The organism is Micromonospora sp. NPDC085948, from assembly GCF_040686315.1.
Lineage (GTDB): Bacteria > Actinomycetota > Actinomycetes > Mycobacteriales > Micromonosporaceae > Micromonospora.
Window position 1 is genome coordinate 228,683 of sequence record NZ_JBFBJW010000005.1, and the last position, 22,456, is coordinate 251,138.

The 22,456-nt window shown below is 73.6% G+C and carries 13 protein-coding genes; 6 read left to right on the forward strand and 7 right to left on the reverse strand.

Annotation, left to right across the window (positions count from 1 at the left end; all coding sequences use genetic code 11):
* The first annotated feature begins 363 nt into the window (after window positions 1-363).
* The 4 genes from AB0O48_RS16250 to AB0O48_RS16265 are packed head-to-tail and all read left to right on the forward strand — an operon-like array spanning window position 364 to window position 6,997.
* The gene (locus AB0O48_RS16250; protein WP_365066250.1) at window positions 364-1,524 is read left to right on the forward strand and encodes a ThiF family adenylyltransferase; all 1,161 of its coding nucleotides are present in this window, start codon (window positions 364-366) and stop codon (window positions 1,522-1,524) included.
* Window positions 1,521-2,723 (forward strand): hypothetical protein, encoded by a 1,203-nt coding sequence (locus tag AB0O48_RS16255; RefSeq protein ID WP_365066252.1) that lies wholly within the window; start codon window positions 1,521-1,523, stop codon window positions 2,721-2,723. The genes AB0O48_RS16250 and AB0O48_RS16255 overlap by 4 nt, the downstream gene beginning before the upstream one ends.
* A gap of 35 nt (window positions 2,724-2,758) precedes the next feature.
* A complete protein-coding gene (locus tag AB0O48_RS16260) occupies window positions 2,759-6,157 on the forward strand; it encodes a S8 family serine peptidase (RefSeq protein WP_365066255.1) in 3,399 nt (1,132 codons plus the stop codon).
* A 12-nt stretch (window positions 6,158-6,169) separates the two neighbouring features.
* On the forward strand, window positions 6,170-6,997 hold the full coding sequence (locus AB0O48_RS16265; RefSeq protein ID WP_357240037.1) for a M55 family metallopeptidase: 828 nt from the start codon (window positions 6,170-6,172) through the stop codon (window positions 6,995-6,997).
* Window positions 6,998-7,043: 46 nt separating this feature from the next.
* Here AB0O48_RS16265 and AB0O48_RS16270 read toward each other — a convergent pair whose 3' ends face one another.
* Entirely contained in the window at window positions 7,044-7,817 is a 774-nt protein-coding gene (locus tag AB0O48_RS16270; protein WP_365066259.1) for a hypothetical protein, read from the reverse strand.
* A gap of 392 nt (window positions 7,818-8,209) precedes the next feature.
* On the reverse strand, window positions 8,210-9,163 hold the full coding sequence (locus AB0O48_RS16275; RefSeq protein WP_365066262.1) for a cyclase family protein: 954 nt from the start codon (window positions 9,161-9,163) through the stop codon (window positions 8,210-8,212).
* A 365-nt stretch (window positions 9,164-9,528) separates the two neighbouring features.
* On the opposite strand from AB0O48_RS16275, the gene AB0O48_RS16280 reads away from it, so the two are divergent.
* Window positions 9,529-10,083 carry a hypothetical protein gene (locus AB0O48_RS16280; RefSeq protein ID WP_357240045.1) on the forward strand — a complete coding sequence of 185 codons (555 nt, stop codon included), beginning with the start codon at window positions 9,529-9,531 and terminating at the stop codon, window positions 10,081-10,083.
* A gap of 93 nt (window positions 10,084-10,176) precedes the next feature.
* Entirely contained in the window at window positions 10,177-10,482 is a 306-nt protein-coding gene (locus AB0O48_RS16285; RefSeq protein ID WP_357240048.1) for a hypothetical protein, read from the forward strand.
* A 20-nt stretch (window positions 10,483-10,502) separates the two neighbouring features.
* Here the strand turns inward: AB0O48_RS16285 and AB0O48_RS16290 are convergent, their stop codons facing one another.
* Genes AB0O48_RS16290 through AB0O48_RS16310 form a run of 5 tightly spaced genes read right to left on the reverse strand, consistent with a single transcriptional unit; the run spans window position 10,503 to window position 22,368 of the window.
* Window positions 10,503-12,224: a hypothetical protein gene (locus tag AB0O48_RS16290; protein WP_365066266.1), complete on the reverse strand. Its 1,722-nt coding sequence runs from the start codon at window positions 12,222-12,224 to the stop codon at window positions 10,503-10,505.
* On the reverse strand, window positions 12,221-15,670 hold the full coding sequence (locus AB0O48_RS16295; protein ID WP_365066268.1) for a DUF5682 family protein: 3,450 nt from the start codon (window positions 15,668-15,670) through the stop codon (window positions 12,221-12,223). Before AB0O48_RS16295 ends, AB0O48_RS16290 begins: the two co-directional genes overlap by 4 nt.
* Window positions 15,654-16,769, reverse strand: a complete 1,116-nt coding sequence (locus AB0O48_RS16300) for an AAA family ATPase (protein ID WP_357240056.1) — start codon at window positions 16,767-16,769, stop codon at window positions 15,654-15,656. Before AB0O48_RS16300 ends, AB0O48_RS16295 begins: the two co-directional genes overlap by 17 nt.
* Complete coding sequence (locus AB0O48_RS16305) at window positions 16,766-21,496, reverse strand: hypothetical protein (protein WP_365066271.1); 4,731 nt, start codon at window positions 21,494-21,496, stop codon at window positions 16,766-16,768. The genes AB0O48_RS16300 and AB0O48_RS16305 overlap by 4 nt, the downstream gene beginning before the upstream one ends.
* Window positions 21,493-22,368, reverse strand: a complete 876-nt coding sequence (locus tag AB0O48_RS16310; protein ID WP_357570388.1) for a DUF4132 domain-containing protein — start codon at window positions 22,366-22,368, stop codon at window positions 21,493-21,495. The genes AB0O48_RS16305 and AB0O48_RS16310 overlap by 4 nt, the downstream gene beginning before the upstream one ends.
* Between the last annotated feature and the right edge of the window lie 88 nt (window positions 22,369-22,456).

Below are 22,456 nucleotides of genomic sequence, written 5' to 3' on the forward strand. Positions count from 1 at the left end.
CCCTGCGGTCCGGCAGCGTCACCTGATCTGTCCTTGATCCGCCGAGGGAACCGGAGCCACCCGTGGTGGCCGTCCGGGATCGTCCGGGATTTCCCCACGGCCCGGCGGCCCGCCACAGACTTCACCGAGGTGCTGGTCCGGGCACCGGCGGACTCCGCCGGTCACGGCCGGGCCAGTCGGAGAACCCGGGAGGGAGGTGTCGCCATGAAGATCCAGATCCGTCGTCTCGAGAAGATCGAGACCACTGTCATCTGCGCTTGCAGCCCCTGCACGGACTGCTGACCCGAGTGTCCTGGTCACCGCCCGTCCGGGCGGTGACCAGGACCGCCACGACGACCTGAGCACCCGAAGGAGTGAGTACGGATGAGGCGACCCCGAATCAAGAGCGTGTTCCCACCCATCCCGCTGGGCGACGGCCGCATCCGCATCGGCGGCGGCGACTACGGCATCGCCTCGGAGATGGTCGACGACGAGCACGGCAACACCTGGCACCTGTTGAACCTGCTGGACGGCACCCGGACCCGGCAGGAACTGGCGGAGGCGATGGCGGAGCACGATCCGGGCATCACCGCCGTCGACGTCGACGACTCCGTCGACGCGCTGATCGGCATGGGCTTCGTGGAGGACGCCGCCGTGCCCCCGCCGGCCCGGCTGCCCGCCGTGGAACGCGAACGGTACCGGCGCAACCTGGAGTTCTTCTCCTACTTCCACAAGCCGCCGCTGACCGCGGCCGACTTCCAGCTCCGCCTGCGCGACGCCCGGGTCACGGTGCTCGGGATCGGCGGCCTCGGGTCGTACGTGGCCATGAGCCTGGCCGCCATCGGGGTCGGCGACATCCTGCTCGTCGACGACGACGACGTGGAACTGATGAACCTCAACCGCCAGGTGCTCTACACCGACGCCGACGTCGGGCAGCCCAAGGTGACCGCCGCCGTCCGCCGGCTGGCCGAGATCAACCCGCACGTCAACATCAGCGCGCGCAACGCGCGGGTCGACGGGGTGGAGGCCGCCCGCGCCGCCATGACCGGCCGAGACCTGGTGATCTGCGCCGCCGACCGGCCCCGACTCACGCTCTACCAGTGGCTGAACGAGGCTGCCCTGCGGGAGGGCACCGCGTGGATGCGCGGCTCCAACGACGGGCTCACGGTCAGCCTCTTCCTGCACGTGCCCCACCAGACCGCCTGCTTCCAGTGCGTCGAGCAGGACGCCGCGGCCAACCACCCGGAGTACACGCCGATGGCCGAGTACGTGGTCGGGGTGATCGGCGACCGGACCATCAATCCGTGCAACGCGCCGATGGCCGGGATGATCGGCAACCTGGCCGCCCTGGAGGCCGTCAAGTACCTCACCGGCATGGCGGAACCGGTCATCGTCGGCCGGAAGCTCGTCGTCGACGTGCACCGGATGGAGACGCAGTTCGCCGAGGGCACGCTGCTCGACGACTGCGCCGCCTGCGGCCCGGATGGTCGGGTCCCCCGCCCCGGCGACCTGCGGGCCACCGTCGCGTCCGGGTCCGCGACGTGACCAGCGCGCTCACCGACACCGCGGTCGTCCGGCTGTATCCGCTGCACATCGGCGAGAGCGAGGACGGTGTGTGCGAGGTCGGCCGGGTCGACACCGGTGACTTCGTCGAGCTGCCGGCCGAGGGCGTCGACCTCGTCCGGTGGCTCGGCGCGGGACTACCGCTCGGCGAGGTCCGTCGGCGGTTCGCCGACCGGTACGGCACCGAGCCGGACCTCGCCGACTTCCTCGACGGCATCGCGTCCTGCGGCTTCCTGCGCGTGGACGCCACGACGGGTGAAGCAGGCGCGCCGGCGACCGGCGCGACCGCGGACCGCCGGGGAATAGCGGTGCTGGCGAACCTGCCGCCGCACCGGGTGTCCTGGCTGCTCGCGCCGCCGATGCGGCTGCTCTACGTCGGCGGTTGGCTGACCGTGCCGGTGCTGCTGGTGCTCGTACCCTCGCTGCGGCCCACCCCGGCCGACGCGTTCCTGCTGGAGGGGGTGCTGGCCAACGCCCTGGTCGTCGCGATGGTGGCCTGGATGCTGGTGCTGCTGCACGAGTTGGCGCACGCGGCCACCGTGCGGGCGCTGGGCGTCACCGGACGGCTCTCCATCAGCCGAAGGCTGTGGTTCCTGGTGGCGCAGACCGAGATGTCAGCCGTCCGGTCCGTGCCCCGGCGGCGCCGTTACGCCCCGTACCTGGCCGGGCTGACCTGGGACCTGCTGCTCATGTCGGTCTGCCTGGTGCTGCAACTCGCAGGGATGCACGAGCGGCTGGTGCGCGGCGTCGTCTACACGCTCACGCTGTCGGTGGTCTACCAGTTTCTGGTGTTCATGCGCACCGACATCTACTACGTGCTGGGCAACTGGCTGCGGCTGGGCGACCTGATGGGTGACACCCGGCGGTGGCTGGCCAACCAGCTGCGGCGGCTGGTCGGCCGCGACCCCGGACACGACCTCGGTGGTGTGCCGTCCCGGGAACTGCGGATCATCCGCTGGTACGCGCCGTTCTACCTGCTGGGCTCGCTCGCCGTGACCGCAGCGCTGCTGGCCCTCACGGCGCCCGCCATGGTCACGATGGTCCGGCTGGCCGTCGATGGGATCGACGCCCCGGTCGACGGGCTCGCCTTCTGGAACGGCGTCGGCTTCCTCGCGCTCGTCGCCCTGCAACTCGCCACCTTCGGCTGGGTCCTCGTCACCGAACGTCGAACCGCCGCCTGATCGGCTCGTCCACCGCAGCCCACCACCCCCAGCACGTGAGGACGCCCACCGTGCCACTGACCGCCCCGCACCGACTGCTGGCCGCCCTCCTGACGCCGGCCCTGGCCACCGGACCGGTAGCCGCCATGACCCCACCGGCCGTGGTCGACGCCGGACCGGTCCGGGCCGTCATCGTCGTCCTCGCCGACCAGCACGACACGGCTCCCGGGCGACTGTTCGCCGACCGGGCCGCCCGGATCACCGCCGACCAGCAGCCGATGCTCACCGACCTGCGCCGCGTCGGGGCCACCCGGGTGGCGCCCTTCCGCCTGGTGAACGCCATCGCCACGACCCTGCCGGAGCGGGCCGTCGCGGAGCTGGCGACCCGACCCGGGGTGCGGGCCGTCCTGCCCGACGCCCCGCTGCGACTGCGCCAACCGGTCGCCCCGACCCGGCCCGCGTCACCGGCTGGCGGGGCCGCGGCGGGTGCTCGCGGCTGTGCCGGCCCGGATGGGCCGCCGCTGACCGAACCGGAGGGGCTGGCGTTGACGCGTACCGTCGGCTCGCCCGGCGCCCACGACCTGGCCGACGGGTCCGGGGTGCGGGTCGGCGTGCTCGGCGGGGCGATCGACCCGGCGGCGGCCGAGTTCGTCCGCGACGGGCGATCGGTCGTGGCCGGCTACGCCGACTTCACCGGCGACGGCCTGGACACCCCCTCGTACATCCTGGAATCCTTCGGCGACGCGAGCGTCGTGGCGGCCCAGGGCGTCGGCGTCTACGACGCCGGGCGGTACGCGCATCCGGCGCACCGCCCCGACGGACCGTGCCCGATGCGGATCCTCGGCGTCGCACCGGCCGCCACCGTGCACGTCGCCAAGGTGTTCAGCAACGTCGCGGCGCCCACGTCGGTTGTCCTGCAGGGCATCGAGTGGGCGGTGCTGCACGAACGTGTCGACGTGCTGAACGAGTCGTTGGTGGGCTACGGCTATCCGGACACGGCCGCCAACGCCCTGCGGCTGGCCAACGACGCCGCCGTCGCGGCGGGAGTGACAGTGGTGGTGGCAACCGGGGATGCCGGGCCGGACGACACCCTGGGTTCGCCGGCCAGCGACCCGGACGTCATCGCCGTCGGCGCGAGCACCCAGCTGCGCGCCTACGGCCAGCTCGGGTACGGCGGGTCGCCGCTCGGCGACGGCGGCCACCGGTCCGACTCGGTGTCCGCGTTGAGCTCCGGCGGCACGGCGCAGGAGGAACCCCGCACCGTCGACCTCGTGGCGCCCGGCGACACCGGGTGGGCAGCCTGCTCGACCGACACCGCGCGCTACCAGAGCTGTGTCTCCTTCTTCGACGGCGGCACCCCCAGCCCGTTCTTCCTGTTCGGCGGCACCAGCGCGGCAGCGCCGTTCGTGGCCGGGGCGGCGGCGCTGGTGATCCAGACGGTCCGCCGGCACACCGGCGGCACCCCGACCCCCGAGCAGGTCAAACGCATCCTCATGAGTTCGGCGACCGACCTGCGGCAGCCGGCCGGTCAGCAGGGTGCCGGGCGGGTGGACACCCTCGCCGCGGTGCGGCTGGCCGCCGCCCTGGCCGACCACCGGGAGTCCGCCGCCCGGCCCGCCGACGCCTCTGCCGGAGCCGCCGGTCGGCCGGCCCCAGGGGCCGTCGCGGGGCTGCTCGTCGCCACGTCGACGGCGAGCGTCACCGGCGCGCCAGGGCAGGCCACGCCGGTCGCCGTGCACCTCACCAATCCGGGCGGGCGCGCCCGTCGCGTCACCGTCGGCCTGCGCTCCACCGCGCCGGCCCGCAGCCTCGCCGCCGGCCAGGTGACGCCGGCCGCGGGGGCGGGGACGGCCTTCGTCGACTCCGACGGCGTACCGGCGAACGCCCGCCGGGTGCCGGTCACCGTGCCCGGCGGGACCGACCAGATCCAGGCCGCGGTGGCCTGGGACCCCCGAGGGCACACCGCGCCGGTCGCGGTGAGCGTCTTCGACCCTGCCGGCCGGCTCGCCGGTTACTCACTGCCGCTGGGCAATGGGGGGTACGGGCGGGTGACGGTGGCCCGGCCGCAGCCGGGCCCCTGGACCGTGGCGATCTGGACCCGTGACGACGGGACACCGCCGGTGGGTGCGGTTCGGTACGACGTCACCGCGCTGCGGCTGACCACGCGCGGCGGTCCCTCGGTCGTCGTGCCGCCCGGCGGTACGCGGACCGCCTGGCTGCCGGTCCGCCTGCCACCCACGGCCGGTGACTCGTCGGCAGCCGTGACCGTCGTCGCCGGCGCGACGGGTTACGCGGCGCTTCCGTTGGGACTGCGGGCGCTGGTGCCGACCGGTCCATCCGGTGGCAGCTTCGGCGGCACCTTCTCCGGGGGCAACGGCGCCCTCGCCGGGTGGGCGCTGCTCGGGCAGCGGCGCAGCTTCCAGTTCGACGTACCGGCCGGGAAGCCGGCGCTGGCCGTGTCGGTGCACGCCGGCGACGACCCGGGGCTGGAGGTGTGGGGCCTGCTCGTCGACCCGACCGGAATGCCGCTCGCGGCCAGCAGCTCACGCTCCGCCGGAGCCACGGCGTCGCCCCGGTTGGACCTGGTCCGGCGTGCCCCGCAGCCAGGTCGATGGACCGTGCTGCTGGTGCTCACCGCACCGACCGCCACGGTCCGGACCAGCCAGCCGTTCCGCGGCCGGGTGGGATTCGCCCCGGCCTCGGTGGTGGCCAGCGGCGTGCCGGCGGGAGCCACTCTGCCGGCGGGTCGACCGGCCGAGGCCACCCTCACCATCACCAACACCGGTACGGCACCGGCGTCGTACCTCGTGGACGCCCGGTTGGACGCCATGGGCGAGGTGCCGTTGCGGCCGGTGGCGTCCGCCACGTATCAGACACCGGTGTCCGCCGTCGACGTCTACCCTCGCTTCGCGGTGCCGACCGGCACGACCCGGCTGCGGATGTCGGCCGACTCGACGGTGCCGCACGTGCTGGACACGCAGCCGTACGGCGAGAACGGCTACTACGTCGGTGACCCGGACCTGGCCGGAACCGCCGGCCGGCGCTCGGAGGTGCTCGTCTCGTCGCCGGAGGTGTCGGCCACGACCTGGATCTGCAACGCCAACCGGGCCGGGCCGTTCGGCGGTGCACCCCAGCCGCCGGCCCGGGTGGACTGCGCGGCGACCGCCCTGACCCGACTCTTCGACGGGCGGATCACCTCGTCCACCGGCAGTCACTGGCGGCGAGTGGTCGAAGGGTCGACCGAGCCCACCACGCCGCTCACGCTGGCGCCGGGGCAGAGCGGCCGGGTCACCGTGTTCTTCAGCGCGGACGAACCCGTGGGAGACCTGGTCACCGGGTCGTTGACGGTGACCACCCTGGACGCCCGTACCGGGTTCGGCACGGAGGTGGCCGCGGTGCCCTACGCCTACAGGGTGCGTGGTGGTGCGGTCGACCATGGTGCCGGAAGGGCGTAGGGTCCCAGGACCATGAAGGCGCTGATCTCGGTGGACCTGGAGGGCATCTCGGGGATCGTGCATCCCAGCGAGACGAACCCGGATCGGTACGACTACGAGCGCGGCCGGGCCCTGATGACGGCCGAGGCGAACGCGGTGATCGCTGGTGTGTTCGACGCCGAACCCGATGCCGTGGTGTGGGTCGCCGACGCACACGGCACGTTCCGGAACCTCCTGCCGGAGGATCTCGACAGGCGTGCTCACCTCGTCCGGGGCAAGCCCCGCCCGTTGGGCATGCTCGCCGGGCTGGACGAGCAGACCGACGCTGTCCTGTTCGTCGGCTACCACGCTCGGGCCGGCGCCGGGCCCGCCGTTCTGGCGCACACGATCAGTGACGCCGTCCTCGACGTGCGGGTGGCCGGACGGTCCCTGGGCGAGATCGGCCTCAACGCCGCAATGGCCGGACACCTGGACGTGCCTGTCGTCCTGCTCAGCGGGGATGACACCGCCTGCGCCGAGTTCAGCGAGCTGGTGCCCTCGGCGGTCACCGTCGCCGTCAAGCAGACCCTGGGTCAGGCCGCCGCGGTGGCGCTGCACCCGCAGGAGGCGCGGGAGCGGCTGCGCCGCGCTGCCGCCGACGCGGTCACCCGGCGCGCGTCGATCCCCGCGCCGAAGGTGACCGGGCCGTTGGACGTCGAGGTCGACCTGTACGGCCCGTACATGGTCGACCTCGCGCTCCTGGTGCCAGGTGTGACCCGCCTGGGCGGCGGCCGGACGGTTGCCTTCCGCGCCGCTGACGTCGCCGAGGCGTACCGGCTGGTGCACCTGCTCGTCCAACTGGCCAGCGTCAAACCCGGCTAGGCAGCGCCCACCTCGCGCCGTCCGACCGCCGCAACGGCCGAACCACTCAGCAGCCGAGCCTCCTGGTGGAGAGAGCGATGTCGTCGATCCAGAGGTCGAACTCGCCGGGCGTGGTGCCGCCCTGGTAGAGCTGCCAGCCAACCTTCACCGTGTTCACCGTCGGCAGGACGAAGGGCACGTCGTTGCCGCCGTGCTCGGTCGTGGAAGCGGTCAGGTCCGGGTTCGCCACGCCGTCGATCCACACCGTGACGCGGTTGTCCGTCGGGTCGAGTTTCCACTCGAAGCACTGCCAGGTGTCCTCCGTGACCGGGGCGGACTCCCGCCAGTTGGTCCAGTCGCCGGTCGGGCCGCCGTCGGCGCCCACACCCCAGAAGACTCCGGGGACCGTGGGAGCGTACTGACCGCCGACCGGACGGACGACCTCCGAACTGCCGGTGCCGGTCGCCTCGACCAGGGTGAAGTGCGCCCAGTCGGGGGCGGTGGGGAAGGCGTCGACGCGCAGCCGCATCCGGCCGTAGAAACGGTTGCCCGGCGCGGCGAAATCGTCGACCCGCAGGAAGGCGCGCCCGTTGTCCACCGTGTGGATGTGCAGCACCTGGTTGCCGTGGCGGGCACGCTCGACGGTGAGCGTGCCGTTGCGCGTGTCGACGCCCCAGTCCAGCGTGCTGGCACCACCGCTCGGCAACCGCTCGAAGTCCTCACAGAAGAGCAGGCCACGGGTGCACGAGCGCGACGAGGCACCGGACGCGGCGGCCGGAATGCTGCCGGCCGTGGTGCCGAGGATCAGGGCGGCGGTGCACACCGCGAGGAAACGGCGCATGGTCATCCTCCATGACGTTGGGCCTCTACCGTGTGGGCAGGGCCGGAATGCCTCCACCGGACATCGCGACCCTGCTCACCTCGTCGTCGATCTCGGTGCGCCGACATGGCGAAGGGCGGCGTCTCGGTGTCGTGGGAATACGGGGCGGGGACACGTACGACGGACACCTGCCCGTCGTCGGCCCGGCGATGCGGCGCGCTGCTCCCGTGCTGCCGGTTTCCAGCACGGTTGCCCCCGTGCTGCGGCGATGAGAGCCATTCCAGCACACCCGCAGCCGTTCCAGCAATATCGACTTGCGTCGCTACGTGATCCGTTGCGGCCTACGTCGACGCGTGCCCTGCCTCCGCCGGGACCGCACCGGCCACGACCGCGTACCCCCGCGGGACACGCGGTCAGAAGGTGGCGATCGGGTTGACCGGGCTGCCGGACGTACCGGCGAAGCGGACCGGCGCCACCGCGAGCTGGAAGTCCCACTGGTCGAGCTCGGTGGCCGTTGCCGCGCACGCCTCCAGGTCGCAGTTGTCGAGCAGCCACAGACCCATCGCGACGAGGCTCACGGCGTGAACCGGCATCAGTACGCCGTCGTACCCCGACGGTTGCACGTCCTGGGGGGTGTCCGCGCCGATCAGCGCGACCTGCCGTTCCCGCAGCCACGGCAGGCAGGACGCATGCCAGCCGGCCTGGGTGAGGCCGATGGCCGCACCGGTCTCGTGCCGAAAGCGGCCGAAGCCGGTCCGCAGGAGCACCGCGTCGCCGGGTCGCACCCGCACACCCTGGCGACGCTCGGCCTCCTCCAGGTCTTCGGGAAACACACCCTCGCCCGGCTCCAACCACGGCACACCACGGACCCCCGCGATGTCCAGCAGGACACCTCGCGTGATGATCCCGTCCGCCGCTGCCGTGACGGCCGCCCACCCCGATCCCGTCGCGGCGTCGACGAGCGAGTGCGACCGCCCGTTGTACATGGCGCCGTCCCAGAAGAGGTGGCACGGCGAGTCGATGTGGGTGAGGGTGTTGCCGTGGAACGTGATGCCGAGCCGCTCAGACGAGAAGCCCCAGCGCCGGTCACCGTGGAAGTGGGGCGGCATGTGCTCGGCGCCCGGCATGTCGGCGGCGCACGGGCACGTCGTCGTCGCCCGTTCCATGTCCTCCGGGACGGCGACCTCCCACGCGCACGACACGCTCCTGCCGTGGCGCACGGCCCGCGCCGCCGCCAGCCGGACGTCGTCGGTGATGTGGTTGAGCGTCCCGCGCTCGTCGTCGTCGCCCCACCGCCCCCAGTTCGACAGTGTGTCGAAGTATCCGAGCACGTCGTCCTGGGTGGGCATGGTTCGCCCTGCCGTCATCTGGGCACCGACTCCTCCGGTCACGCGGTCCGGGGCGCCGTGGGCGACGGCATTCCGACCTCTCCCCTGACGTCCCACGGTCCGCTGAGCTGGCCTGACAGTACCCCAGCGGGCCAGCAGCAGATCGGGCACGGCGCACCCGTACCGCGGTGATTGATGGTGTGCGGCACGGCAGCCAGTGTGGTCAGCGATCGGTGACCTGTCGCATCCGTACAGCATGCCCGACCGCCAGGTGTCACACCGGCCCGGACGACGTCCCGCCGCCCGCAGCAGAGCCGGCGCCGCCAGGGCCTTGACGTGCCGACGGGCAGGACGCATGGTCAGATGATATCGACCATCTCAAATCTCTTGTCCTGGGAGAACTGATGAAGACCCTCGTCACCACCGCCTCGGCCGCGGCCCTGTTGCTCCTGGCCACGGCCGGCGCATCCCCCGTCCGACCCACGGCCGACGCGCCCTGCGCCGGGCAGATCCACCCGAACCCCGGGTTCGAGAGCGGCACCACCGGCTGGACCGCCGGCCCCCGCATCGTCGTGCTCGGCGACGCGACCCGGCCCGCACTCACCGGTCAGGCGTACGCCACCTTCGCCGGACTGGACGTGACGCGTGGTGACCTGCTGCGCACCACCGCCACGGTGCCGGCCGGCTGCACCCTGACGGTCCGCTTCTGGGTCCGCACCACCACCACGGAGACCAGCCGCGGCGACTACCTCAACGTCGGGCTGGCCGTCACCGGAACACCGCCGAAGACGAGGTTCTCGCTGGCCTTCGACGGCGGGGCGCCGTGGCGGCAGTACGCCATGTCGACCGGGACGGCAACGACCGAGCGGACCGCGACGGTCAGCTTCCTCGCCAGCGAGACCGCCGGCAACGGCGCCACGGCCTTCGACGTCGACGACGTCACGCTCACCTTGAGCTGACCGCGACGGCGTCCTCAGTTCCAGGCTCTTCCGGCCCGGACCCACGCGACCTCGGCGGTGCCCTCGGTTGCGTAGCGGTGATTGGATGGGCCGGTGGATCCGTGGGAAGCAGTGTTTGTCGTCATCGCCGTGATCGGGTCGGTGGGGGTCGCGCTCGGGGCCATGTCCCAGGATAGGCGCCGCTCGGCGACCCAACTCGCGGCCGTCCAGCGCAAGCTCGACCTGATAATGGATCACCTCGGCATCGCCGAGCCGGTGAACCCGGACGTCGTCCGGCACCTGGAGGGCGGGCGGACGATCCACGCTGTTCGCGCCTACCGGAACCAGACTGGCGCGAGCCTCATCGAGGCGAAGCAGGCGGTGGACCGTATCGCCAGTACGCTCCATCTCGGTCGGTAGGCGTTCGCACGGCCTCGGCCTCAGTCGGCTTGCCATGATCCCGCGGTTGCGGCCGTCGCCGCGGCGTCCTGGTAGGCACCGGCGACCAGCCAGGCCAGGGCCAGAGCGATGGAGTCCTGCTGGCTCAACCGCCCGAACGCGTCTCGGCTTCGCCGGTGACCCGCGCGCCGCAGCTCGCGCAGCACGGACGCGGCCGTCGGGAGTTGGGCGTCCAGGAGCGCCCGCGCGTCCCGTTCGACGTCCGGCACCAGGGCGCTGCGACCGACGGCGACAACTCGTTGCAGGTGGTGGCTGAGCAGATGCAGCGGTGGTTGCGGTTGGTCGGCACCGGACGGCTCCGTCGTGGTGGTGCCGTCGGGTAGGTCGGCGCGCTGCATCTGGTCGACGCCGAGGTCGACGTGTCCGCCGAAGCGGTCCGGCAGCCAGGACGCGGCAACGGCCAGGCCGTGGACCTGGCGGGGTCCGTGGAAGCGTCCGATGATCCGGACCGGCAGGCCGGTGGCGTGGGCGGCGAGCAGACGCAGGTTCGCGACGTACGGAAGCACCGGATCGTCGTGTGGCGCGACGACGATGATCGGCCCCGGCAGGTCCGCCGTCCGCAGGAGGAGACCTCGCTGGTCGGTGGCGAGGACGCCGTCGAGGAAGGCGAGGTCGTGGCCGGCGGGCCGCTCGGGTCGGGCGAGTTCGCGCGCGCCCAGCCAGCGGGCGGCCTGCTCGGGGATCGGTTGCCGCCAGAGGGTGTCGGCTGGTTCCTCGTGCCAGGTGCGGCCTGCGGTTCGTACGGCCTGCACGGTGCTGCCGTGGCTGAGGCGCCGGTCGGCGGAGGCCTGGGCGTTGCTGGCGATGATCCCGGCGCGGCCCAGCTCGCGGTGGCTGAGCGTCACGTCGCCGAGGTTGACGCTCGCGTGCGCGGCGGCGCGGGCGGTGTCGCCGTCACCGGGGCGCGCCTGCGCCAGGCTCCAGATGGTCGCCGTGCCGTCGGTCAGGTAACTGACCGCGCCGACGTGGCCGGTGGAGGTGCGCAGCGGCTCGGTGCACAACCCGTACAGGTGCAGGTCGCCGACCGGGCCGTAGCCGCGCCGGCTCGTGCCCCTGGCGGCCCGCTGGTCACCGATGCCCGCACCGAGGAGGTGACAGATGGTCAGTGTCTCGCGCAGATCGTCGGTGAGGTCGGCCAGGTGGAATCCGGGGGTGCTCCGGCGGGCCGCGCGCAGGTGTTCCACCACCCTGGTCGCGGCTGTCGCCAGTCGGGGCAGTCCGACGGCGCGTGCCTGGTGGATGGCGCGGAGCAGGTCCGCCTGGGTCACCGCGCCGGCGCCTGCCATCCCGTGTTCGAGGATCAGCGCGGCGACGTCGCGTACCTGGGTGGCGGCGGCCTTCTCGGCGGCGGTGGCGGGCGGGCCGGTCTCGGTGGGCGCGACGGTCTCGGGGGTGGCCACGTCCGGTCCGGCTGCGGCCGCGTGGTGCGTGGTCCGGACGGGGGCGGCGCTGAGCACCGCGGCTCGGTGCAGGCAGCGTGGTGCGAGCAGGCAGGTGCAGGCGGCTGCGTCCGGGGTGTCGACCGGTGTGGTGAGGGTGACGGTGACGTCGCCGTCGACGGCGATCGTCACGCCGGAGTCGGACGCGGTGACCGTCCAGCTCGCCTGCTTCTCGACAGCCTGGTCGAGCTTGGACCGCAGCCGGGTGGGGAGAGCGGCGACGGCGGCGGCCGTGACGTGTGGTGCGACGGGGGGCAGGCTCACCGGACCTGGTCTCCGATCCAGCGGGCCAGCTCGGTGGGACTCAGCGCGGCGACGGGCATCCCGGCGGCCACGAGTTGCCCGGCGACGGCGGTGCTGTAGCGGGGTTGGCCCCGGTCGTCGAGGCTGGCGCAGCCGAGCAGGGTGACCCCGTCGTCGGCGAGCGCCCGGACGGCGGTCAGGAGTCCGCCGATGGGATGTCCCTCCTCGAAGTCGCTGACGAGTACGACGAGGCTGCGGCTCGGGGTGGTGACGATCTGCCGGGCGTAGCGCAGGGCCGCGGCGATGTGGGTGCCGCCGCCGACGCTGATCTCCATCAGCAGGCTGAGTGGATCGACGACCCGGTCGGTCAGGTCGACCACCTCGGTGGAGAAGGTCACGAAGTGGGTTCGCAGGGTCGTCACGCCGGCGAGGACGGACGCGGTCAGCGCCGCCCAGATCGTGGACGGTTCCATCGACCCGGAGACGTCGACGAGGAGGATCACCTGCCAGTCGACGCTGCGTCGACCGCGGCTGCGGAAGACGAAACGTTCGGGGCGGAGCTGAGCTGCACCGTGGGAGCCGAGGTGTGCGGTGTGCAGGTTGGCGTGGACGGTGGCCCCGAGGTCGAGGCGCCCGGTGGATCGGCGGCTGCGTCGTGGTGTGGCGAGCCCGCTCAGTGCCGGTCTGATGTCCCGGGCCAGTTGCGCGGTCAGCTCGGCGACGAGCCGGGCGACGAGGGGGCGCAGTCGGTGCAGCCGCGCCTCGGGCAGACCGCCGGCCAGGGCCAGGACGGTGTGCAGCAGCGCCACCGAGGGTCGGACGCTCTCGGGCGTGATGGTGAGGAGGGCGTCGGCGCGTCCCCGTTCGGCGGCGCGGGCAAGCACCTCGTCGCGTACCGCCGCGCCGAACAGCGCTTCGAGGTCGTCGGCCCAGTCCCGCACCCGCGGGTACGCGGCTTGCCGTCCGCCGCCGGGTCCCGCGGCGGTGTGCGAGCCCTCTCCCCTGCCGCTTCCGTACAGCTCGTCGAGAGCGGTGGCGAGCTGGCGTGCGTGCGGTGGCAGCTCGTCGGGGCGGCGGCCGAGCAGCAGCCGCCAGCGCTGCGCGGCGGGCAGCGTCCGCGCCCGGGACGCCGGGCGGGGTTCCGCCGGGGACGATGGCGCACCCGCGCACTCGGCGGCGCCGTCACCACTGTCCGTGGGCAGCCCGAGGGCGGCCAGGGCCTGCCGGCCGGCCCGGTCGACGGCGAGCCACTGGGCGAGCAGGCCCGGCGAGACGCGCACCGTCGCGTCCACGTCGCCGATGCGGTGGCGAACGGTGTGCAGAAGGCGGTCCCGGTCGGCGGGGCTCAACGCGTCGAAGCCGCCGCGCAGCGCGGGCAGCCGGCGGACGAAGTGGTCGTCGTCCCAGCCGTCGACGATGTCCAGCAGCGGGGCCAGCGTGTCCCCGCCGGCCTCGAGCAGCGCGCCGGCGAGGCTGAGCGCTCCGCGGAGCCGGTCGGTGCACTCGGCGGCGGGCATCTCGGTCCAGGACGCGAGGGCCGCGCCGAACACGCGGGGGGCGGCGAGGCCGAGCAGCACCTGGACGGCGTGGGCCGCTCCCCGCATCACCGGTGATCCCTCGCGGGCGAGGCGGCTGACGGAGTCGCCGAGTCGCAGCAGGTGACCGCTGTCGTCGGCGTTGCGGACCAGGTCGAGCAGCGCGCGGGCATCCGTGAGGTCGGTGGAACCGGCGAGTCCGTCGATGGCGCGCACCGCTGCCGCGTGCAGGTGGGTCAGGTGCTCGTCGAGGCCGATCGGTGGTGCCGGGGTGGCCGGGATGTGCCCGCGGTGCAGCCGTTGGAGCAGGTGGCCGGCGGCGGCGAGTTCGGCGAGGCTGGCGGTGCCGGTCACGGCGGTGTGCAGGTCGGCGAGGTGGACGTCGACGGCGTCGGGGAGGCCGCAGGCGGCGGCGCGGGCGAGCCCGGTGACGGCCTGTGCGGCGGTGGGGCCGCCGTCGGCCACCTCTCGGCGGCGCCGGGTGTGGAGCATGCCGGCGGCGGCCTGGGCGAGGGTGACGCCGTGTGGACTGGCGGCGGCGAGACCGGCGTCGGTGCCGGGCTGCCAGTGCAGCCGCCAGCGGGTGGTGAGGGTGTCGGGCGTGGTGGTCTCGGCCGGCTCGGCGTAGGGCACCTGGCAGGCGAGCAGTCGTTGCAGGGTGGTCTCTCGTCGCCGGTCGAGCGGGGTACGCAACGGATCCAGGCGAACCGTGCGGGGCGGCTCACCGGGGCCGGGCAGGCGCAGCTGCCGCAACAGGGCGATGGTCGCGGGAGTCAGCCCGCTGACGGGGGTGTCCGGGCAGGGATGACCCCGGTGCTGCCCGATCAGGGTGTGCTGCATGGCGGCGGCGACCGCCCGGCCCCGCCCGAGCGGCTCACCCTGGGCGAGAACGGTCTGCAACGCTTCGACGAGTTCACCGCGTCCGGCGGCGGGCAGGTTGCGCAGTCGGGCCAGATCCTGGGCGAGCCGGGTGATCTCGGCGGCCTCCGCCGGACCGGTGGGGTGTCCCTGGTCCCGCACGTGCCGGGTGATCTCGACGGCGAAGCCGCGCAGGCGGGCGGCAAGGGCTGCGGGGTCGGCGCGAGCATCGTGGACGGACTGCTGCCAGCGCGGATCGCGGATCCCGGCGGGATAGCCGGATCGCGCGTCGAGCAGGTCGAACGAGTACGGCACCAACGAGATGACGGGTGAGCGCCGCGGCGACCCGGCGTCAGGTGTGGCGGGCGACGGCTGACCGGGTGTGGCCAGAGCGGGGGCGTGGAAGGCGCCGACCACGACGGCGAGGCGGCCGGGGGTCTCCGCGATCCGCTGGCGCATCCACGCCTCGCGCCGCCGATCCAGGGCGTCGACGCCGTCGACGGCGGCATCGGTACGCAGCGCCCAGCCGACTGCCAGCGCCGACCGGCGCACCGCTTCGGGCGGTGAGCCGGGGGCCGTGGCCTCGACCCAGCGGTCCCACAGGTCGTCTCCGGTCCGTCCGGTCAGGGCGGCCCGCACGGTGTCGGCGTACCCGCTCGCCCGGGGGCCGACGGCGGTCGGGCGTTCCTGCCAGGCCGGGTCGGTCAGCGGCAGGTCGCAGCAGTGGGCCGGCACGCCTCGGCGGCGCGCCCACCGCAGCGCGGCCAGCTCCGGGGAGAAGTCGGCGAACGGGTAGAACGCCAGCGGTCCGCCCTCGTCGCCGTCGGCGGCGGCGAGCGCAACCGGGGCCCGGGTGTCGGGGTGCGCCAGCCAGGTCAGCCACGGCTGCATGTCGGCGGGCAGCTCGACCAGCACCGCGTCCGGGGCCGCCGCCTCCAGCAGGGCGGGGATCGCGGCGGCGAGCACCGGCGAGTGGTGTCGCACCCCGATCAGGGTGACCCGGCCGGTGTCGGTGAGACGCGCGACGGCGGCACGCGGGTCGTCAGCGGTGCCGTGGTCAGTCACGGAGGACATCGCGCTGCTCCCACAACTGCCGCCACATCCGGCCGCCGGCCTCGGCGCGGCGGCGCAGGGCGCCGTCCCAGTACGCCAACAGCCGCGCGTGGTCGGCCGGGTCGTCCTTGCGTACCACGCCCACCAGGTGCCCGGGTAGCAGGGACAACGGGTCCGGGCCGGGCAGGTACGCGGTGGAGAGGCCGATCGACGCGGCGACGGCGACGGCCTCGGCGGTGCTCATCACCGAGGACGGGCGTTCCACCTCCCAGCCCTCGACGGTGCTGCCGGTACGCAGGTCGCGGAAGGCGGTCACCAGCGTTTCCAACACCGCCTCGTCCACCGTGTACGCGGCGCCGACCCGTTCGACGGTGGCGCGGGCCTGCCGGGTGACGAGGGCGACCTCGGCGTCGAAGTCGGCGATCGGAGGCACCACCTCGAAGTTGAACCGCCGTTTCAACGCCGCGGACATCTCCGACACGCCCCGGTCCCGCAGGTTGGCCGTGGCGATGACGCAGAAGCCCGGCGCGGCGTAGGCGACCGGGTCCTCGGCGAGTTCCGGCAGGACCAAGCGACGGTCGGACAGGATCGACACCAGCGCGTCCTGCACCTCGGGCAGGCACCGGGTGATCTCCTCGACCCGGGCGACCGCGCCGGTGGTCATCGCGGTGAGCACCGGTGAGGGCACCAGTGCCTCCCGCGACGGTCCCTTGGCCAGCAGGAGCGCGTAGTTCCAGCCGTAGCGCAGCTGTTCCTCGGTGGTGCCGGCCGTACCCTGCACGGCCAGCGCGCTCGTGCCGCACACGGCGGCGGCGAGCAGCTCGGACAGCATCGACTTGGCGGTCCCCGGTTCGCCGACGAGCAGCAGGCCCCGCTCACCGGCCAGGGTCACGACGCACCGCTCGACGAGGGCCCGCTCCCCCACGAACTTCGGCGCGATGGTGACCTGCCGGCCGTCGGCGCCGGGCACGGGGCGGCCGGCGGAGCCGGCGATGAAGGTGACCACCGCCTGCGGGGTGAGCTGCCAGCCGGGCGGGCGGGGACCGCGGTCGGCGGCGGCCAGGAACGCCAACTCGTCGGCGTACTGGTGCTCCGGCGGGTCGATCTGTCGGGCGTTCACGCCTTCTCCTGCAGGTCGAGGTAGCGGGGTTCGTCACCGGTGGTCACGCGGTCCCAGACCGTGCGGAACAGCTCCGGCGTCGTGCGGGTGACCAGGGTCAGCCCGTTGAGGGACAGGTACAGCGGCTGTTTCCAGGTCTCCATGGGCGGGGTGGGGTTCTTCGCCGCGAGCCAGCCGCCGGGCAGGAAGACCCCCCGGCCGGCGCGTTCCCGCTTGCCCGCCACCACCAGTCCGGCGTCGAGCAGAGCCGCCTGGGCGTGCTTGAGGGTGGCGGGCTTCCACGCGTTCCAGGCGCGCACGTTCACGTCGGTGGGGTTCGGCAGGGCGAGCAGTTGCAGGTAGTAGCTGGCAGAATCCCGGTCGAGACCGGTGTGCGCCGCAACGGCGTCGACCAGGTCGGGCGCGCTGACCCGAGGGTCGCGGTGGTCACCGCGGGCGCCCTCCGGAGTGGACAGCACGGCGGCGAGGTCCGGCGCGAGCACCAGCCGCAACGCGTCCGCGACCGGGCCGGAAATGAAGCCGAGGGCCGGGTCCTGCGGTCCGCTGAGGTGGGCAGGGGCGAGATGGTGCGCGACCATGTCCCGAAAGGCGTGCCCGACCACCAGCGCCGGCCCCACCTGGGGCTGCTCACCCACCTCGTGTTGCCCGCCGCCGATCAGCAGTCGCGGATTGCGCAGCCGCTCCCGCAGCAGCTCCAACGCTCGCGGCAGAGCGTCGCGCATCGGGTCGCCCCACGGTAGCTGGTAGGCCAGCCACAGCAGCGCCGCCGTGCACTCGTACAGATGGTTGCCGTCGAACGGGGTGCCGTCCGTGGTCGTGGTCTGCAGTCGGCCCCAGTCGCCGGGCTGGCTTTCCCCGTCGGTGGTCAGCCAGCTTCCGGGGGCCGGGTTGGCGATCGTCTGCAGGATGTCGGCCGCTCGGTTGGTGGGTAGGACGCGGGTGGCGTCGGCGAGCAGGTGCTCGTCGATGACGACGCGGGCGCCGCGCAGCGCCAACCAGGCCGTGGCGAGGCCGTCGACGTCCGGGCCGGTGCGCCACAGCTCGGCCGGGTCCTGCGGCATCGCCGCGTCCACGAGCGCGATGCGGTGCCCGTACGGCAGGGACTTCAACGCGTCGCGGGCGGTGCGCGCCTGGGTGTTGTTCACCCCGAGGGCGCGCCGCTGGTCGGCGGTGAGGAAGTTGGCCTGCCAGTCGTCGATGCCGGGAAGACCGGCCAGCAGGAGGGCGGCCTCGGCGCGCGTCATGCCGGTGCGGTGCGCCAGGTCGTCGACGCACTCCGCGCGCCAGGGCGCCGGGCCCCGCTCGGTGAGCAACCGGCAGAACTCCCGGATGCGATCGGCGCCGCGCCAGCCCGCCGCGACGGTCTCCGCCTCGACCGTGGCACCGGCCGGTGGGATGAACCGCCCGTCCGGGGACAACTGCACGGCCGTACGGCGCCACTGCTTGCCGTTCGCCGGATACCAGGTCGGGCCAGGTTGGGACAGCAGCACCGTGACCTGGGCACCGTCACGCTGAACGACCCGGTGGTCTTCCGGTGGCGCCTCGTCCCACGCCACGGTGAGCACCCGCACGGCCTGCGCCGGGTCGGTCAGCGCGGTACCGGCCAGGGTGGACAGCATCTGGGCCAGCGCGTGGCGTTCCCGCTCATCGGTGACCGGCGCGGCGGCGCGGACGGCGAGGGCGCCGAGCCCGCCGAGCGCGTCCACCCACATCGGGGTGGCCTGCGGTACGTCCTCGACCGTCCCGGCCGCGAGGAGGTCCGCGACCGCGGTGATCTGCCGAAGGATCTCCCGCCGCGCCTGGGCGCCACCGCCGTAGTAGGTGAACCGATCCCTCGGCAACAACCCGGACCAGGCGGTGCGCAACAGATCATCGGCGACGGCGTCGACAGGGGTCTCGTCGACCAGTTCGGTCGCCACCAACTGCGGCACCGCTTCCAGTCGCCGGCGCAGCCGCACCGCGCGCACGACCTCCTCCGCCAGGGCGGTACGGAGCACCGGGTCGGTCACCTCCGTCAGCACCTCGGTGACGAGGGCCAGTGCCACCGCACTGGTCTCGGCGGACGTCGTGACGGTGTCGTCGATCGCCATCAGCCGGGCCGTGTCGGCGGCGTCGAGCCGCCGCAGCCGGGCCGAGCCCGGCACATCGCGCGGGGTCAGCGCGTGCCACCAGGCCAGCGGCGGGAGGTGCCGGGATGGGTGGCACCGGTCCACCGGTTCCCGGCCGTCGGCACTCCAGACGGTCAGCGCCAACTCGCCCCGGTGCTGCGGCCGCCCGGTCACCGGTAGCACGACGTCGCTGCCCGGTAGCCGCAGGCCGGCAACCAGCGCGTCGCCGTGGAACGGGTTGCTGCTGGCCCGGACCGCGCTCGAGTGCCAGGACACCCGCCGTCCGTCGACGCCCTCCCCCACCTGCGTGCCGTCCGGCAGGCGGGTCACCCGCCACCCGACTAGCCCGTCGCGCCAGCCCAGCGGCGACGAGGCGAACCGCGCCGGCGCCGGCCGCAACTCGCACAGGCCGGCGAGGAGGGTCGCGCCCGGGGGCAGGTCCGCGGCGAAGAACGCGGGCAGGCTGTACCGACCGGCCTCGCCGGTCGCCGGGTCGTACTCCCGCCAACGCCGTTCCTCCGGCGTCGGATCGGCAGGCTGTTCACACCGCCAGAACGAGACGCCGTCACCGGCGACCGGATACGTCGCGGCCGGACCGCGGGTGTCTCCGGCGTGCCAGGGCCGACTGCCCGTGGTCGTCGCGCCGTCGGGCAACGGCAACGGCAGCGACCGGCGGCCCCACAGCGCGTGGTTCGTCGGTTGGCCGGGCTCGACCAGCACGTCCGGGTCGACGGACCAGTAGCCGGCGTGTCGACCACTGCTGCCGTACCAGGTGACCAGGAGTTGCCCGTCGACCAGCCGGCAGGTGGTGTCGGCGTGGGAGTTGCGCGCGTGCGGGCTGTCCGGGGGCGGGTACCGGAAGATGTGTTCGCTGGTCGGGGCGTCGACGTCGACGACGTGCGCCGTCTGGTTGTCGTGCACGACCAACTGCGGCCAGGCGTCGCCGAAGCGTCGGCCGAGTTTGTCCTCGGCCACCTGCTCGTACGCCGGCCAGGACAGTTCCGTGACCAGCCCGGCCCGCAAGGACCGGGCGAGTACCGCGGGCACGTCGACCTCCGTCAAGGCGGTGAACGCGTCCGGCGCCAACGCCACCCCGGCGGGCGACCACACGGCCGCGAGCTGTGACAGCGCCTCGTCCAAGCCGAGCAGAGTGCCCTCCGACACCCGGGCGGCCCGTTCGACGAGCAGTTCGGACAGCACCTCCCGCAGGCCGGCGGCGCCCAGCGTCTCGGTGACCAACTGCGCCGGCAGTGGCCCCGACCCGTGTCTGCTGTGCAGCTGCGACAGGGTGTCGGCGACCCCCCGCGCCAGCAGCGCCCGACATCTGGGGTCGGCGGCCACGGCGCGGAGGTCCCGCCGGCCGGGGGCGGCGTCGCGCACCCAGGCGGACACGTTGAACGCGCCGCTGTCCGTGTCGACCGCCACCGGCACCCCGCCGGCCAGGCACACGTCGAGAACGTCCAGGTCGGCCCGGTGCGCGAAGCCGCTCCACAACGTCACGGGCCGACCCTCCGCCCGCAGCCGCGGCACCAGGTCCGCCACGACGCGCACGAGCCGCTCACAGCGTCGCCGGCTGCGCCGTTCCCGCAGCGCCATCAGCCGCTCCAGCCACCGCGCCGCGGACACCGTCGCCGCCTCGTCCCGCAACACATCGAGCGTGCCGGCCGCGTCCAACAGCTCCAGCCAGAAGTCGGTGACGTCGGTGGACCAACCGGGCGGCTCGGGGAGGATCTCCACCAGCCGAAGGCGCACCGAAGGGTCACGCTCCGCCAGCCGCAGCAGGGGTTTGCGGTACGCCTTCCACACCGCCTCGTTCGAGCGGGCCATCGCGGGGAACGCCAGCAACTGCCGGATCACCGCTTCGGCCTGCTCCTCGGCGTCCACGCCGGCCGCCCTCGCCAGCCGCCGCAGGTCCTCCGCCATCCCGGCGTACGGCGGCAGCCCGCCGGCGACGCGCCGAAGGGCCAGGGTCCGCACCAGCTCGTACGCCTCCGGTGCCGGCCGCCGCGTCGCGACCGCGCGCGCATACTCGGTCAGCATCTTCGCCGTGAGGGCACCGGCGAAGGCGAACTCCAGATGCACCTCCCGCAGTCGCTCCTCGTCCACGGTCAGCCCGTGCACCTGTTCGGCCCGTCGGGCTTCGGCGAAGCAGCCGCCGGCCATCCGGGGGTTGTCGGCGGCGCGGAAGGCCCGCCCGGCCTCCTCCCAGAACGTCGGCAGGAAGTGCGGCGCCGCCGCACCCAGCCGGACGGCGAGCTGCTGGTAACCGTCGCGGGCGTTACCCGGCTTCGACGCGGCGGTCCGCGCGAGCCGTGCCATGTCCTTGACCATGGCGAGCGCGTGCCGACCGTTCGCCGGATCATTGATCAGTGCCCACGCCGGGAACCCGAGCGACTGCCGCCGGGCCGTGCCCACCGGCGTCGGTTCGGCGGTACGGCTGAACCCGAGGAACTCCATCGACAGGTCCTCGGCCTCGCCCAGCGTCGCCCCGGCCAGACGGACGACGGTACGACCGGTGAGCGCCGGATGGTTGTAGCGACGCGCGGCCACCACATCACGTCCGGCCTGTGCCTCACCGCCCGGCAGGATCGCCCCCGCCTCCAACAGCGCCTCACTCACGCCCGCTCACCGTCCTCGTCGACAACCCGTCCGGCGTGCAGATTTGCCGCCATCCGCATTCCTTCCGACCACGCCACCGGCCCGACGGCCGCCAACGCCACCGCCTCCCCCTCCGGATCGGTGAAGTAGAGCGCTCCGGTCTCGGTCTCGTACAGCGGATCGCCCTCGCCGATCCACACCGACGCGACGATCGGAACGCCGTCCTCCCACACCCGCACCGACGCGGCGCCACCCTGCACCCGGTAGCCCGCCGACGTCGCCCGCGCCTGCACGTGCCGCAACTCCTTGTACCGCCCCCGGGCGTAACGGGACAGGTCGCGACGCCGTTCGTCGAGTGACTCCGGCAGTGCCCACACCTCCCGGAACAACTGCAGCGTCTCCTGGCGCACCCCCAGGTCGACGGCGAACTCCCGCAGGTCCGCCAGGTCCGGCAGGCGGACCGGGTGTGGGAGGACAACCTGCACGGCGGTGACGCGGCCGCTCTCGCCGTCCAGGTCCACCACACCGAGGCCCTTCTCCGGGTCCGCGTCACGCAGCAGCCCGGCCCGGTCGGTATCCCATCGCCCCGCGCCGTCGATCGGCACCACGACCAGATCACGCAGCGACGTACGCCACGCCTCGTCCGCCCACACCTCGCAGATCACCGTCGTCGGCACGGGCAGCGACCGCACCATCCACTGCTCGACCTCCCGCCGGCAGGAGACCTCGTGCCGCTTCAACCACTCCGAGAGCTGCCGCAAGCCGACCACCGCGTCGGTGTCCCGCAACGCCTTGGGCAGGCTCTTGAGCAGCCTGCCCTGGCGGTTTCGCGCGACCACCTTCCCGCGTTCCAGGCTCACCTCGTAGTCGGCACCAGCCGCCAGCCAGCCCATGTTGATCTCCTCCCGCGGGCAGTGAGCGGGATTGTGCCATCCGCGACCGACACCGCGGTTCCCTCTCCGGGTTGGCGGGAGGGTGCGC